10 protein-coding genes are annotated in these 13,233 nt (G+C 70.9%); 9 read left to right on the top strand and 1 reads right to left on the bottom strand.

What is annotated here, in order from left to right; genetic code table 11:
* Positions 1 to 221 precede the first annotated feature (221 nt).
* From ABT324_RS01570 to ABT324_RS01605, 8 genes are all read left to right on the top strand, one after another.
* A complete protein-coding gene (locus tag ABT324_RS01570; protein ID WP_351169808.1) occupies positions 222 to 2,051 on the top strand; it encodes an acetolactate synthase large subunit in 1,830 nt (609 codons plus the stop codon).
* A gap of 7 nt (positions 2,052 to 2,058) precedes the next feature.
* Positions 2,059 to 2,565 (top strand): acetolactate synthase small subunit, encoded by a 507-nt coding sequence (gene ilvN / locus ABT324_RS01575; RefSeq protein WP_351169811.1) that lies wholly within the window; start codon positions 2,059 to 2,061, stop codon positions 2,563 to 2,565.
* A 156-nt stretch (positions 2,566 to 2,721) separates the two neighbouring features.
* Positions 2,722 to 3,717 (top strand): ketol-acid reductoisomerase, encoded by a 996-nt coding sequence (gene ilvC, locus ABT324_RS01580; RefSeq protein WP_351169814.1) that lies wholly within the window; start codon positions 2,722 to 2,724, stop codon positions 3,715 to 3,717.
* Positions 3,718 to 3,884: 167 nt separating this feature from the next.
* The gene (locus ABT324_RS01585; RefSeq protein ID WP_351170050.1) at positions 3,885 to 4,130 is read left to right on the top strand and encodes a DUF397 domain-containing protein; all 246 of its coding nucleotides are present in this window, start codon (positions 3,885 to 3,887) and stop codon (positions 4,128 to 4,130) included.
* A 370-nt stretch (positions 4,131 to 4,500) separates the two neighbouring features.
* On the top strand, positions 4,501 to 6,096 hold the full coding sequence (serA, locus tag ABT324_RS01590) for a phosphoglycerate dehydrogenase (protein WP_351169817.1): 1,596 nt from the start codon (positions 4,501 to 4,503) through the stop codon (positions 6,094 to 6,096).
* Positions 6,097 to 6,402: 306 nt separating this feature from the next.
* On the top strand, positions 6,403 to 7,446 hold the full coding sequence (locus ABT324_RS01595; protein WP_351169820.1) for a 3-isopropylmalate dehydrogenase: 1,044 nt from the start codon (positions 6,403 to 6,405) through the stop codon (positions 7,444 to 7,446).
* 295 nt (positions 7,447 to 7,741) lie between these two features.
* The gene (gene cimA, locus ABT324_RS01600) at positions 7,742 to 9,370 is read left to right on the top strand and encodes a citramalate synthase (RefSeq protein ID WP_351169823.1); all 1,629 of its coding nucleotides are present in this window, start codon (positions 7,742 to 7,744) and stop codon (positions 9,368 to 9,370) included.
* 168 nt (positions 9,371 to 9,538) lie between these two features.
* Positions 9,539 to 10,321, top strand: a complete 783-nt coding sequence (locus ABT324_RS01605; RefSeq protein ID WP_351169826.1) for a fumarylacetoacetate hydrolase family protein — start codon at positions 9,539 to 9,541, stop codon at positions 10,319 to 10,321.
* Positions 10,322 to 10,340: 19 nt separating this feature from the next.
* Here the strand turns inward: ABT324_RS01605 and ABT324_RS01610 are convergent, their stop codons facing one another.
* Positions 10,341 to 11,570: an FAD-dependent oxidoreductase gene (locus ABT324_RS01610; RefSeq protein WP_351169829.1), complete on the bottom strand. Its 1,230-nt coding sequence runs from the start codon at positions 11,568 to 11,570 to the stop codon at positions 10,341 to 10,343.
* Positions 11,571 to 11,672: 102 nt separating this feature from the next.
* Here ABT324_RS01610 and gltX point away from each other — a divergent pair, with 102 nt between their 5' ends.
* Positions 11,673 to 13,172 (top strand): glutamate--tRNA ligase, encoded by a 1,500-nt coding sequence (gltX, locus tag ABT324_RS01615; protein WP_351169832.1) that lies wholly within the window; start codon positions 11,673 to 11,675, stop codon positions 13,170 to 13,172.
* The last annotated feature ends 61 nt before the right edge of the window (positions 13,173 to 13,233 follow it).

The raw sequence follows: 13,233 nt of genomic DNA on the forward strand, positions 1-13,233 counted from the left end.
GTGTCCACGATGCGGGAGGATCGTCCCGCATGGTTTGACGGGACGGGGCGCGCCGATTAACGTCCACACCATGCTGCGACTGCACGACATTCTCGTACTTCCCCGGCGCGTCGACGCCTAGGAAGTTCGCAGCGTCGACGCGCCAACCCTCGTGGGGCCATTTGTGGTCCGCGGGGGTTTTTTCGTGTCCGGCCCACCCTACCGACCTTGAGGCAGACCCGATGACCAGCGCCAACACCAGGCAGAATCCGGTCCCGGCGCCCCCGCCTGGACGCCGCCCCAAGCCCGCACCGCCCAGCGGTGCCCCAGTGAAGGTGACCGGTGCCCAGGCACTGGTGCGCTCGCTGGAATCCGTGGGCTGCGAGATCGTCTTCGGCATTCCCGGCGGCACCATCCTCCCGTCCTACGACCCGCTGCTCGACTCGCAGAAGGTCCGGCACGTGCTGGTCCGCCACGAGCAGGGCGCTGGCCACGCCGCCACCGGCTACGCCCAGGCCACCGGCAAGGTCGGGGTGTGCATGGCCACCTCCGGGCCGGGCGCGACCAACCTGGTCACCGCGCTGGCCGACGCGCACATGGACTCGGTGCCGATCGTGGCCATCACCGGTCAGCAGAGCACCGCGATGATCGGCTCGGACGCCTTCCAGGAAGCCGACATCTGCGGCATCACGCTGCCGATCACCAAGCACAACTTCCTGGTCACCAACCCCGAGGACATCCCGCGCACCATCGCCGAGGCCTTCTACATCGCCGCCAGCGGTCGCCCCGGCCCGGTGCTGGTCGACATCCCCAAGGACGTCCAGACCGCGAGCACCTCGTTCGCCTGGCCGCCGGAGATGAAGCTGCCCGGCTACCGGCCGACCAGCAAGCCGCACGGCAAGCAGGTCCGGGAAGCCGCCAAGCTGATCACCGAGGCGCAGCGCCCGGTGCTCTACGTCGGCGGCGGGGTGATCAAGGCCGAGGCGCACGCCGAGCTGCGCGAACTGGCCGAGCGCACCGGCATCCCGGTGGTGACCACCCTGATGGCGCGCGGCGCGTTCCCCGACTCGCACCCCCAGCACCTGGGCATGCCGGGCATGCACGGCACGGTCGCCGCGGTCACCGCGATGCAGCGCGCCGACCTGCTGATCGCGTTGGGCGCCCGCTTCGACGACCGGGTCACCGGCCAGCTGTCGTCGTTCGCGCCGGAGGCCAAGGTCGTGCACGCCGACATCGACCCAGCGGAGATCTCCAAGAACCGGCACGCGGACGTGCCGATCGTCGGCGACTGCAAGGACGTGATCGGCGAGCTGATCGAGGCGGTCGCCACCGCCACCACCGACCACGGCACCGCCGACCTGACCCCCTGGTGGGCGCAGCTCAACGACTGGCGCGAGCGGTTCGCGCTGGGCTACGAGTGGCCGGGCGACGGCAGCCTGTCCCCGGAGTACGTCATCGAGCGGCTGGGCAGGATCGCCGGGCCGGAGGCCATCTACGCGGCGGGCGTCGGCCAGCACCAGATGTGGGCCGCGCAGTTCATCGGTTACGAGCACCCGCGCACCTGGCTCAACTCCGGTGGCCTGGGCACCATGGGCTACGCGGTGCCCGCCGCGATGGGCGCCAAGGCGGGCGCCCCGGACAGGGTGGTGTGGGCCGTCGACGGCGACGGCTGCTTCCAGATGACCAACCAGGAGCTGGCGACCTGCGCCATCGAGGACCTGCCGATCAAGGTCGCCGTCATCAACAACGGCAACCTGGGCATGGTCCGGCAGTGGCAGAACCTGTTCTACGCCGAGCGCTACTCGCACAGCGACCTCGGCACCCACAAACACCGCATCCCCGACTTCAAGCTGCTCGCCGAGGCCTACGGGTGCGCGGGCCTGCGCTGCGAGTCCAAGGAGGACGTCGACAGCGTCATCCAGCGGGCGATGGAGATCAACGACCGACCCGTCGTGATCGACTTCGTGGTGGGCGCGGACGCCCAGGTGTGGCCGATGGTGGCCGCCGGGACCAGCAACGACGAGATCATGGCGGCGCGCGACGTTCGCCCGCAGTTCGACGACGAGGAGTGAGCGCGCGATGAGTCGACACACGCTCAGCGTGCTGGTGGAGAACGTCCCGGGCGTCCTGGCCCGGGTGTCCGGCCTGTTCTCCCGGCGCAGCTTCAACATCGAGTCCCTGGCGGTGGGCCCGACCGAGCACCCGGAGATCTCCCGGATGACGATCGTGGTCGCGGTCAACGACCAACCGCTGGAGCAGGTCACCAAGCAGCTCAACAAGCTGATCAACGTGATCAAGATCGTGGAGCTGGAGCCGGAGTCCGCGGTGCAGCGGGAACTGCTGCTGGTCAAGGTCCGCGCCGACGCGTCGGTGCGCAGCCAGGTCCTGGAGACGGTGCAGCTGTTCCGCGCCAAGGTGGTGGACGTCTCTCCTGAGGCGCTGACCATCGAGGCCACGGGTACCGCCGATAAGCTCGACGCGTTGCTGCGAATGCTGGAACCGTACGGCGTCCGCGAGATGGTGCAGTCGGGAACGATCGCGATCGGCCGTGGCCCGCGCTCCATCACGGCCACAGCAGTGCGCTGAAACCCCGCCACAGGCCGCGAGAACTGAAGAACCAAGCCCGATCTGCGCAGCGGGCCGGGAGCGGGACCTCATCGCCCGCCTGAGCTCCGGGATCGGCGAGCGGCTGCGCCGCTGGCCAAGCAGGTCGGAAGTCCTGAAAGGAAAAGCTGAACTCCCATGGCAGTTGAAATCTTCTACGACGCGGACGCCGACCTGGGTATCGCGCAGGGCCGCAAGGTCGCGGTCATCGGCTACGGCAGCCAGGGCCACGCCCACGCGCTGAGCCTGCGCGACTCGGGCGTCGACGTGCGGATCGGCCTGCCGGAGGGCTCCAAGTCGCGTGCCAAGGCCGAGGAGGAGGGCCTGAAGGTCCTGACCCCGTCCGAGGCCGCCGCCGAGGCCGACCTGATCATGATCCTGGCGCCCGACACCAAGCAGCGGGAGATCTACGCCAACGACATCGCGCCGAACCTCAAGCAGGGCGACGCGCTGTTCTTCGGCCACGGCTTCAACATCCGCTACGGCCTGATCCAGCCCCCGGCCGACGTCGACGTCGCCATGGTCGCCCCGAAGGGCCCGGGCCACCTGGTGCGCCGCCAGTTCGTCGACGGCAAGGGCGTGCCGTGCCTGATCGCGGTCGAGCAGGACGCCTCCGGCAACGCCCAGGCGCTGGCGCTGTCCTACGCCGCGGCCATCGGTGGCGCCCGCGCCGGCGTCATCAAGACCACCTTCAAGGAGGAGACCGAGACCGACCTGTTCGGTGAGCAGGCCGTGCTCTGCGGCGGTGCCTCCGCGCTGGTCCAGGCCGGTTTCGAGACCCTGGTCGAGGCGGGCTACCAGCCGGAGATCGCCTACTTCGAGGTGCTGCACGAGCTCAAGCTGATCGTCGACCTGATGTGGGAGGGCGGCATCGCCGGGCAGCGCTACTCCTGCAGCGACACCGCCGAGTACGGCGACCTCACCCGCGGCCCGCGGGTGATCGACGCCCACGTCAAGGAGTCGATGCGCAAGGTCCTGGGCGAGATCCAGGACGGCACCTTCGCCAAGGAGTGGGTGGCCGAGGACGAGGCCGGTCGCCCGAACTTCACCAAGCTGCAGGCCGAGGGCAACGCCCACCAGATCGAAGAGGTCGGCAAGAAGCTGCGCTCGCTGATGTCCTGGACGAACAAGTGACTTCGGGCCACTAGCCCCAGGTCTCAGCCGGACGCGCCCACCCCGCGCGACCGGTTGGCGCGAACGGCCCGGTGCACCCCACGAGGGGCACCGGGCCTCGTGCCGTCGCGGGAGCCTCCCGTTCACCAGGGGGCGGATCGTCGCTGCGGGTGAGGGCTACAGTGCGGATCGTGAGTGACAACGAGATCGTCGACGACAAGGCGCACATCCGCCACAAGCTGGACTTCTCCACCGCGGAGTGGATCACCAGCACCGACGACCCCGACGAGCCCGGCGTGGAGATCGCGTTCGTCGACGGCTACGTCGGCATGCGCAACGGCGCGGACCCGGAGGGCCCGGTGCTGGTCTTCACCCCGGAGGAGTGGGACGCGTTCGTCGCCGGGGCCAAGGACGGCGAGTTCGACGAGCCGTGATCCGGCGACCGCACTGACCGGTCCGCGGGAGCAGTGCGGGCGGCGGGGCTGCGGCGTCGGCCTGGCTCCGCCGACCACTGCCCGCCGGGAGGGCCACGACCGGTCGAACCCGGACGGGTTCACCCCGGGTGCACGAGCAGTTCGAACCACTGCTCCGATGTGGTGGCAATTCGCCCCACCGGACTCGTGCCGTCGTATTCGCACCCCGGTTGATCTGCGACAATGCTGGTGATCCGGATTTCCGGGGAGCATTCGCCGAACCGGTGATCCGGACAACACCCTTGTGAACACTTTCTCAATCTCCCGTTAAACTCCCCACCCGTCCGGGCACATCGTCGTGCCGACCGTGATCTTCCACTGGAGTTCGCCCGTGACCAACGCAAGCCGTCCTGTCGTCCTGATCGCCGAGAAGCTGGCACCGTCCGTGATCGACGCCCTCGGGGACGGTGTCGAGATCCGCAACGTGGACGGCACCGACCGCCCGGCGCTGCTCGACGCCGTCGCCGAGGCCGACGCGCTGCTGGTCCGCTCCGCCACCAAGGTCGACGCCGAAGTGCTGGCGGCTGCGAAGAAGCTCAAGGTCGTCGCCCGCGCCGGCGTCGGCCTGGACAACGTCGAGGTGCCCGCCGCCACCGAGCGCGGCGTGATGGTGGTCAACGCCCCCACCTCCAACATCGTCTCGGCCGCCGAGCACGCGATGGCCCTGCTGCTGGCGGTGGCCCGCAACGTCCCGCAGGCGGACGCGAGCCTGAAGGGCGGCGAGTGGAAGCGCAGCTCCTACGCGGGTGTCGAGCTCAACGGCAAGACCGTCGGCGTGGTGGGCCTGGGCAAGATCGGCCAGCTGTTCGCGCAGCGGGTGGCCGCCTTCGGCACCAAGCTGATCGCCTACGACCCCTACGTCTCGGCCGCCCGCGCCGCCCAGCTCGGCATCGAGCTGGTGTCGCTGGACGAGCTGCTCTCCCGCGCGGACGCGATCTCCATCCACCTGCCCAAGACCGCTGAGACGCTGGGCCTGATCGGCGCCGAGGAGCTGAAGAAGGCCAAGCCGGGGCTGCTGATCGTCAACGCCGCCCGCGGCGGCCTGATCGACGAGGACGCGCTGGTCGACGCGCTGCGCAACGGCCAGATCGGCGGCGCGGGCATCGACGTCTTCAAGACCGAGCCGACCACCGAGAGCCCGCTGTTCGAGCTGGACAACGTGGTCGTCACCCCGCACCTGGGTGCCTCCACCGCGGAGGCCCAGGACCGCGCGGGCACCGACGTGGCCCGCTCGGTGCGGCTGGCGCTGCGCGGCGACTTCGTGCCGGACGCGGTCAACGTCCAGGGCGGCGCGGTCGGCGAGGAGGTCCGCCCGTACCTGTCGCTGACCCAGAAGCTCGGCCAGCTGCTGGCCGCGCTGCTGGGCACCACGCCGAGCTCGGTGACCATCGAGGCGCGCGGTGAGCTCGCCGACGAGGACGTCTCGGTGCTGCAGCTGGCAGCCCTGCGCGGCGTGTTCGCCGGTGCGGTGGAGAGCCAGGTGACCTTCGTCAACGCCCCGCAGCTGGCCGAGGACCTGGGCGTGCAGGTCGAGGTCGAGACCTCCTCGGAGAGCCCGAACCATCGCAGCGTCGTCACCGTGCGGGCGGGGCTCTCGGACGGCCGCAGCGCCCGCGTCTCGGGTGCGCTGTCCGGCTCGAACCAGGTGGAGAAGCTGGTGGAGGTCAACGGCCGCCACTTCGACCTGCGGGCCGAGGGCAACGTGCTGCTGCTGGAGTACCCGGACCGGCCGGGCGTGATGGGCAAGGTCGGCACGCTGCTCGGCGAGGTCGGCGTGAACATCGAGGCGGCCACGGTCAGCCAGACCACCGAGCGCTCCGACGCGATCATGCTGCTGCGGGTGGACCGCCCGGTGGAGCCGGGTGTCCTGGAGCCGATCGGGGCCGCCGTCGGTGCCCGGATCGTCCGGACCGTGACCTTCGAGTGAGGTAGTTCCACCCCTGTTCCGCGAAGCGCGGGGCGTGCCGGATCTCCGGCGCGCCCCGCGCTTCGTCGTTGCCAGCGCTCGGTGGTTACTGCCCGGTCGGGTGACGGTTGCGGCGTTCCGTGATGTGGGATGTCCTCAGCGTCGAACCAGCGACCCCGGGTCCTCTCACTCTTTCGGGGGTCCCACAGTTCGGGAAGGTTCATCCACTTGGTGGGCCCGGCATGCCGCTGGCCGCGCCCATGCCGGTAGCCTTCGGCTCAACAGTTCGAGCCCCGCAGGTCGGGGTGGTTCTCGGGAGGTGTGTAGATGCGGCTCGCTGTGATCCCCGGCGACGGGATCGGGCCGGAGGTGATTGCCGAGGCACTGAAGGTCCTCGGTGAGGTCGTGCCGGATACCGAGATCACTCGATACGACCTGGGAGCCGCGCGCTGGCACGCGACGGGAGAACTGCTCCCCGAGTCCGTCCTCAACGAGCTCCGGCAGCACGACGCGATCCTGCTGGGCGCGGTCGGCGACCCGTCGGTGCCCAGCGGGATCCTGGAGCGCGGGCTGCTGCTGCGGCTGCGCTTCGAGCTCGACCACCACGTGAACCTGCGTCCGGCGCGGCTGTACCCGGGCGTGAAGAGCCCGGTGGCCGACCCCGGTGAGATCGACATGGTGGTGGTGCGCGAGGGCACCGAGGGCCCGTACGCGGGCAACGGCGGCCTGCTGCGCAAGGACACCACGCACGAGATCGCCACTGAGGTCAGCATCAACACCGCGTTCGGCGTGGAGCGCGTGGTGCGCGACGCGTTCGCCCGCGCCGCCGCCCGGCCGCGCAAGCACCTGACGCTGGTGCACAAGACCAACGTCCTCACCCACGCCGGTTCGCTGTGGTCGCGCGTGGTGGAGGAGGTCTCGCTGCAGTACCCGGACGTCACCGTCGCCTACCAGCACGTGGACGCCACCACCATCCACATGGTCACCGACCCGGGCCGGTTCGACGTGATCGTCACCGACAACCTGTTCGGCGACATCATCACCGACCTGGCCGGGGCCACCACCGGTGGCATCGGGCTGGCCGCCAGCGGCAACATCGACGCCACCCGCCGCAACCCGAGCATGTTCGAGCCGGTGCACGGCAGCGCCCCGGACATCGCCGGGCAGGGCGTGGCCGACCCGACCGCCGCGGTGCTGTCGGTGGCCATGCTCCTCGACCACGTGGGCCTGGCCGAGGCCGCCAAGCGGGTCGAGGCGTCGGTGGCGTTCGACCTGGCCACCCGCGACCACTCGGCGCCGGGGGCGACCTTCGCCATCGGCGACCGCCTCGCGGCCCTGGTCTCCTCCCGCGAGGTCGCGCCGCAGGCCTGACCGCACGACCACGAGGAGGGCGTCCCGATCCGGGGCGCCCTCCTCGCCTTCCGCAGCGACTGGCAGCGGGCCCCGCCGCGACCAGATCGTGGGAAGTCGTGGTCATCTGGTGGTCGGGTGCCGCGTTGTGGCAGCATGGGGCCGTGGCTCTCCGCAGCACGATCATTATTGGCGAGCGCGCCGGGTAGACGACTCCGCACCCCGGCGCGCTGACCTCTCGCATCCTGCGGGGGGTCTTTTTTGTTGCCTGCGCCGCCGCACCGACCCACCTCCGACGCCATCGGGAGAAGAACCAGTGACCCGCACCACCCCGGCCGGAACGCCCCTGGGCGACGACTTCCACGTCTACGACACGACCCTGCGGGACGGCGCGCAGCGCGAGGGCATCTCCTACTCGGTCACCGACAAGCTCGCCGTCGCGCGGCTGCTGGACTCCCTCGGCGTCGGCTTCATCGAGGGCGGCTGGCCCGGCGCGCTGCCCAAGGACACCGAGTTCTTCCACCGCGCCGCCGAGGGCGAGCTCGAACTCCGGCACGCCGCCCTGGTCGCCTTCGGCTCCACCCGGCGGGCCGGGGCCGAAGTGGACGAAGATCCGCAGGTGCAGGCGCTGCTGGACTCCCGCGCGCCGGTGGTGACCCTGGTGGCCAAGTCGGACCGGCGGCACATCGAGCGCGCCCTGCGCACCGACGTGGCCGAGAACTGCGCGATGGTCGCCGACACCGTGCGCCACCTGGTGGCCGAAGGGCGCCGGGTGTTCCTCGACGCCGAGCACTTCTTCGACGGCTACGCGTTCGACCCGGACACCTCGCTGCGCGTGCTGGAGTCCGCCGTGGACGCGGGTGCCGACGTCGTGGTGCTGTGCGACACCAACGGCGGCCAGCTGCCGCTGCAGCTCGCCGAGACCGTCGGCGAAGTCGCCGCGCGCACCGGCTTCCGCCTCGGGATCCACTGCCAGGACGACACCGGTTGCGCGGTGGCAAACAGCGTCGCCGCCGTGCAGGCCGGTGCGACGCACGTGCAGTGCACCGCGAACGGCTACGGCGAGCGGGCGGGCAACGCGGACCTGTTCGCGGTGCTCGGGAACCTGGCGGCGAAGCTGGCGATCCCGGTGCTGCCGGAGGGGAAGCTGCGCGAGCTCACCCGGACTTCCCACGCGCTGGCCGAGATCGCCAACCTGGCACCGGACGCGCACCAGGCCTACGTCGGCCAGTCGACCTTCGCGCACAAGGCCGGGCTGCACGCGAGTGCGATCAAAGTGGACCCCGAGCTGTACAACCACCTCGACCCGGCCGTGGTGGGCAACGGGATGCGGGTCCTGGTCACCGAGATGGCCGGTCGGGCCAGCCTGGAGCTCAAGGGCGCCGAACTCGGCCTCGACCTGTCCACCGCGCCGGACGCGGACACCGGCGCGGTCCGCCGGGTCAAGGAGCTCGAAGCGCGCGGCTGGTCCTTCGAAGCCGCGGACGCCTCGCTGGAACTGCTGCTGCGGCGCGAGATGGCCACCGCCGGGGGCGCCGACCCGGTGGAAGCGCCGTTCCAGCTGGAGTCCTACCGGGTGGTGCTCGACCACCGCTCCGACGGCGAGGTGATCGCCGAGGCCACGGTGAAGGTGCACGTCGCGGGGGAGCGGGTCATCGCGACCGCCGAGGGCAACGGACCGGTCAACGCGCTGGACGCCGCGCTGCGCGAAGCGCTCGTGCCGCACCTGCCGTGGCTGGAGTCGGTGGAGCTGGCCGACTACAAGGTCCGCATCCTCACCGACGCGCCGGGCACCGACGCGGTGACCCGGGTGCTGGTGGAGTCCCGCGACGGCGAGGAGGAGTGGACCACGGTGGGCGTGCACGCCAACATCGTCGAGGCCAGCTGGCTCGCCCTCTGCGACGCCCTGGTGTACAAGTCCTCCCGCGCGGTCGTCGCGCGCTGAGGCGTGCCTGGGCCGTGCGGTGCGCCGCGATTCCCATGCAGATCGCACGTCTGCTTCCCATGGGAGTCGCGATGCGCCGGGGCCGGGGACTCCGCCAGCGGAGGCGCTGGTGGGGCGCGGGGATAGGCTCTTGCTTGGATAGTCCACAGTTGATCGCGGAGGTTCGTCTTGCGCTTGGCACGTGTCGCCCACTCCGACGGGGTGTCCTTCGTGGCACTGGAGCCGGATCCGGCTGCGCCGCAGGAGAAGGTGCTCGCGGTCGAGATCGACCAGCACCCCTTCGGCGACCCCACCTTCACCGGGCGCAAGTGGCCGATGGCCGATGTCCGGCTGCTCGCCCCGATCCTGCCCACGAAGGTCATCTGCGTCGGCAAGAACTACGCCGAGCACGCGCGGGAGATGGGCGGTGAGGCACCCGCGCACCCGGTGATCTTCATGAAGCCGTCCACTGCGGTGATCGGTCCGAACACGCCCATCAAGCTGCCGCCGAGCTCCGAGCGGGTGGACTTCGAGGGCGAGCTGGCCGCGGTGGTCGGCCAGCCGTGCAAGGACGTCCCGGAGGCGCGTGGTTCCGAGGTGCTGCTCGGCTACACCATCGCCAACGACGTCACCGCGCGCGACCAGCAGCAGGCCGACGGGCAGTGGACCCGCGCCAAGGGCTACGACACGTTCTGCCCGCTGGGGCCGTGGATCGACACCGCCGTGGACCCGGCGGACCTGGCCATCCGCACCGAGCTGGACGGCGAGCTCAAGCAGGACTCGCGCACCTCGCTGCTGCTGCACGACGTCGGTGCGCTGGTGTCCTGGATCTCCCGCGTGATGACCCTGCTGCCGGGCGACGTGATCCTCACCGGCACCCCGGCGGGCGTCGGCCCGATGCAGGCGGGCCAGAAGGTCTCGGTGTCCATCGACGGCCTCGGCACCCTCACCAACCCCGTCCAGCAGGGCTGAGCAGGACCGCCCGCCCGGCTCAGCGCAGCGCTGCGCGGGGCGGGCGCTCCCGGACCGCGCCGTAGGCGAGGAAGTACGCCGGGACCTTGCTCAACCACGGGGCGCTCGAGATGGCCCGCAGGGGTAGCGGGAGCTGCGCGGTGCCGCCGAAGTCGATCTCGCCGCGCAGCGCCGGCTCGACCACGTTGTGGTGGATCACGCGCTGCAGCCGCTGGATCAGCACGGTCGTCGGCCACCGCCGCCGCTGCACCGCGGCGACGTGCTTGCGCTCTAGGCGCCCCTCGCGCAGCGGCTCGGCCAAGTGGCGCGCCGCCGCGACCGCGTCCTGCACGGCGAGGTTGATGCCGACGCCGCCCACCGGTGACATCGCGTGCGCCGCGTCGCCGATGCACAGCAGGCCCGGCAGGTGCCACTTGCGCAGCCGGTCCAGCGTGACGTGCAGCAGCTTGACGTCGTCCCAGTCCGCCACCAGCTCCCGCCCGGCCAGCCAGGGGATCTTGCGCACCAGCTCGGCGTTGAACTCCTCGATGGGCCGGTTGCGGCCCTGCGCGTCGGTGCCCTTGGCGATGATGGCGGCGACCTGGAAGTAGTCGCCACGGTCCAGCATCGCCATGAAGGTGCGGTCGCGGATCATGCCGATGGCGCCCACCGGGTCGTCCTGGTGGCGCGGCACCCGGAACCACCGGACGTCCATAGGGGTCGGGAAGTCGTGCAGCCCCAGCTCGGGCATCGCGCGCACGAACGACTTGCGGCCGTCGCAGGCGACGGTGATGGTGGCGCGGATCTCACCGGTGCTGCCGTCGGAGGTGCGGTAGCGCACGCCGTTGACCCGGCCGCCCTCGCGGACCAGCTCGGTCACCTCGGTGCCCATCCGCAACTCGAAGGTGGGTTCCTGCTTGCCCGCGTCGGCCAGCAGGTCCAGGAAGTCCCACTGCGGGACCATCGCGATGTAGTTGTACTTCATCCTCAGCTGGGAGAAGTCGCCGAAGGTGAACAGCTCACCGGTCTCGCCGATCGGCACCTGCACCCGGTCCACGCGGCGCTGCGGGAGCTCGGACAGCTGCTCCGCCAGGCCGAGGTCGTCGAGCAGGTGCAGGGTCGTGGGGTGCACCGTGTCGCCCCGGAAGTCGCGCAGGAAGTCGTGGTGCTTCTCCAGCACGGTGACCTCGACCCCGGCGCGGGCCAGCAGCAGTCCCAGGACCATGCCCGCCGGTCCGCCGCCGACGATGCAGCAGGTGGTTCGCTCCATCGCGATCCCTCCATTTTTCAACGCCTGTTGAATAAGGTCAGCATGCACCCGCCGGGACGTGCTCGTCAAGCGCCGCCCGCCGGTGGCTAGGCTTGATGTGTTATGAGCACGCCAGAAGCAGCAGCAACAGCCGACGCCAGGCCCGTCCGGGCCCGGTTCTGCCCCTCGCCGACCGGTGTCCCGCACGTCGGCCTGATCCGCACCGCCCTCTACAACTGGGTGTTCGCCCGGCACAACAAGGGCACCCTGGTGTTCCGCATCGAGGACACCGACGCCGCCCGGGACAGCGAGGAGTCCTACCAGGCGCTGCTGGACGCGCTGCGCTGGTTGGGCCTGGACTGGGACGAGGGCCCCGAGGTCGGCGGCCCCCACGGGCCCTACCGGCAGAGCCAGCGGCGCGACATCTACGCCGACGTCGCGCAGCGCCTGCTCGCCGCCGGTGAGCTCTACGAGTCGTTCTCCACACCCGAGGAGGTCGAGGCCCGGCACAAGGCCGCGGGCCGCGACCCCAAGCTCGGCTACGACAACTTCGACCGCGACCTCACCGAGGAGCAGGTGGCCGCGTTCCGCGCCGAGGGCCGCACCCCGGTGCTGCGGCTGCGGATGCCCGACCGCGACATCACCTTCACCGACCTGGTGCGCGGCGAGATCACCTTCCCCGCGGGCAGCGTGCCCGACCCGGTCCTGGTGCGCGGCAGCGGAGACCCGCTCTACACGCTGACCAACCCGGTCGACGACGCCCTGCAGCAGATCACCCACGTGCTGCGCGGCGAGGACCTGCTGTCCTCCACGCCGCGGCAGATCGCCCTCTACGAGGCGCTGCAGCGCATCGGGGTCACCAGCTTCACCCCCGAGTTCGGGCACCTGCCGTTCGTCATGGGGGAGGGCAACAAGAAGCTCTCCAAGCGCGACCCGCAGTCCAACCTGTTCCACCACCGCGACCGGGGTTTCCTGCCCGAGGGCCTGCTGAACTACCTGGCGCTGCTCGGCTGGTCCATCTCCGAGGACCGCGACGTGTTCACCCTCGACGAGATGGTCGAGGCGTTCGACATCGGGCGGGTCAGCGCCAACCCGGCGCGGTTCGACCAGAAGAAGGCCGACGCGATCAACTCCGCGCACCTGCGGGCGCTGGCGCCGGACGACTTCGTCGCGCGGATCGTGCCCTACCTCGTCGACGGCGGCGTGCTGCCCGCCGAGCCGACCGAGCAGCAGCTGGCGGTCGTGCGCGCCGCCGCGCCGCTGGTGCAGGAGCGGCTCGTGGTGCTCTCCGACGCGGTCGGCATGATGGGGTTCCTGTTCGCCGGTGACGACTTCGCCCCGGAGCAGGCCTCCGCGGACAAGGCGCTCGGCGAGGACGCCAAGCCGGTGCTGGAAGCTGCCATCGGTGCCCTCAGCGCGCTGCCCGAGTGGACCTCGGCGGCCATCGAGCAGGCGCTGAAGGACTCGGTCGTGGACGGCCTGGGCATCAAGCCGCGCAAGGCCTTCGCCCCGGTCCGCGTCGCGGTCACCGGACGCACCGTGTCGCCGCCGCTGTACGAGTCGATGGAGCTCCTGGGCCGCGAGGTCTCCCTCGCCCGCCTGAACCAGGCCCTGGGCGCCTGAGAGGCCGGTTCACGGCTGTTAGCGCGCCCCGTCGCAGCTGTCCCCGCGGACGCCGCGACGG

Source organism: Saccharopolyspora sp. NPDC000359 (assembly GCF_040300525.1).
Lineage (GTDB): Bacteria > Actinomycetota > Actinomycetes > Mycobacteriales > Pseudonocardiaceae > Saccharopolyspora.

Excerpts from the sequence above, each read along its gene's own strand:
- ABT324_RS01610 (WP_351169829.1), bottom strand. The coding sequence starts at position 11,570 with ATGGAGCGAACCACCTGCTGCATCGTCGGCGGCGGACCGGCGGGCATG.
- ABT324_RS01570 (WP_351169808.1), top strand. The coding sequence starts at position 222 with ATGACCAGCGCCAACACCAGGCAGAATCCGGTCCCGGCGCCCCCGCCT.
- ilvC (WP_351169814.1), top strand. The coding sequence starts at position 2,722 with ATGGCAGTTGAAATCTTCTACGACGCGGACGCCGACCTGGGTATCGCG.
- ABT324_RS01595 (WP_351169820.1), top strand. The coding sequence starts at position 6,403 with ATGCGGCTCGCTGTGATCCCCGGCGACGGGATCGGGCCGGAGGTGATT.
- gltX (WP_351169832.1), top strand. The coding sequence starts at position 11,673 with ATGAGCACGCCAGAAGCAGCAGCAACAGCCGACGCCAGGCCCGTCCGG.
- ilvN (WP_351169811.1), top strand. The coding sequence starts at position 2,059 with ATGAGTCGACACACGCTCAGCGTGCTGGTGGAGAACGTCCCGGGCGTC.